Source organism: Endozoicomonas sp. ONNA2, assembly GCF_024606365.1.
GTDB lineage: Bacteria > Pseudomonadota > Gammaproteobacteria > Pseudomonadales > Endozoicomonadaceae > Endozoicomonas.
The window spans coordinates 1-1,506 of the sequence record NZ_JAHHPO010001150.1; the positions used below are offsets into that span (position 1 = coordinate 1).

1 protein-coding gene is annotated in these 1,506 nt (G+C 55.2%); it reads right to left on the reverse strand.

What is annotated here, in order from left to right; all coding sequences use genetic code 11:
- Window positions 1-1,180: sugar-binding domain-containing protein (locus tag KDK14_RS20350; protein WP_306671637.1), on the reverse strand; the 1,180-nt coding region annotated here is incomplete at its 3' end.
- Window positions 1,181-1,506: the final 326 nt, after the last annotated feature.

Genomic DNA, 1,506 nt, shown 5'->3' on the forward strand with positions numbered 1-1,506 from the left:
ACAACTGGTAGAACCCTGGCTGGTGGGGGTAATGGGAGCAGCGCACGGCGTTAAAGTTGTGCTGCTTCATCAGCACCAGGTGCTGGCGCACATCGTCCAGGGTTTCAAAGTGACCGGTGGCCGGGTGGTGTTCATGTTTGTTGACGCCACGAATCATCAGTGGCTTGCCGTTCAGCTGCAACTGCCCGTCCCTGACCGCCACCGTCCGGAAACCAGCGTCGTAGGCCTCACAGTCGATATCAGTACCGCTTTGCGGGTCCGTGAGGGTGACCGTCAGCCGGTAGAGGTTCGGTGCCTCCGCGCTCCACTTGTCCGGGCTGCTCACTGGCAGATGAATGATGGTGCGGTTATCATAGCCACCCCGTTCATCCATGGCAGCAGTGCCAATCGCGGAGGTGGTGCTGACAATGGCCTGTTCCCCACGGTACACGGTAGTACGGATCTGCAGGTCACCGCCGTTGTCGGTATCAACGACAATGTTCAGAGACCCATGTTCATAACGGTCGTCCAGGGACGGTGTCACCCGAATATCCGTCAGTCGCTGTGCCGGTTTGTTGAGCAGACGCACGGAACGGTAGATGCCACTTAACCACCACATGTCCTGGTCTTCCATATAGCTGCCGTCTGACCAGCGCAGCACCATCACGCACAGTTTGTTAGTACCGGCCAGCAGACAGGGGGTCAGGTCAAATTCCGCCGCCAGCCGGCTGTCCTGGGAATAACCCACCGCCTGGCCGTTGCACCAGAGATAGAAGGCACTGTCAACGCCGTCAAAGATCACCCGGGTCTGGCTGTCAGGTGCCCAATGGTCCGGCAAGGTGAACACGGTGGAGTAACAGCCAGTGGGGTTCTCTGCCGGTACATACGGCGGATTGCAGGCAAACGGGTATTTGACATTGGTGTAGATAGGCTTATCGTAACCGTGCAGTTGCCAGTTAGACGGCACAGAAATGGTGTGTGCCGGGTCGGCACCTTCCTGTGCAAACGTGTCAGGCACTTGCTCCGGCGCATCATACAGCGCAAACGCCCAGTCACCATCAAGACTCAGCACCGAACTACTGACGGACTCTTGTCGTGCATCTGTCTCGTTACGCCAGCTGCTCATGGGAGTATGGGCAGCCAGTCTGCCCCGGGAGGTAATCTGCGGGGTTTCCCAGTCGCGTGCCTTAATGATATTCATGGGATATTGGTTCCTTAATTTGGGGCTGGCCCAAACAGGCGTCAGGTCATGAATTTTGCGTGTGTCCAAAAAGACCTGAAGAAATGGCCCGCCCCGCCTACAAGACAGCTGCAGAAGAGCCAGGATAGAATGAACAGTTCAGATATCATCCAGAATAATAAATGTAGCGAACCATGGTAAGAATAACAAAGCAGGAGTTATTCGCTCAGGTTGTTTTGCTGGCATTGATTTGGGTGAAAAGTGTTTATACTAATTTCGTCTACTGAGTACCTTAACCCGGATATTTCATAACCGTGCTCCCGATCTCGCTTGTCCTTTGCCGCTCT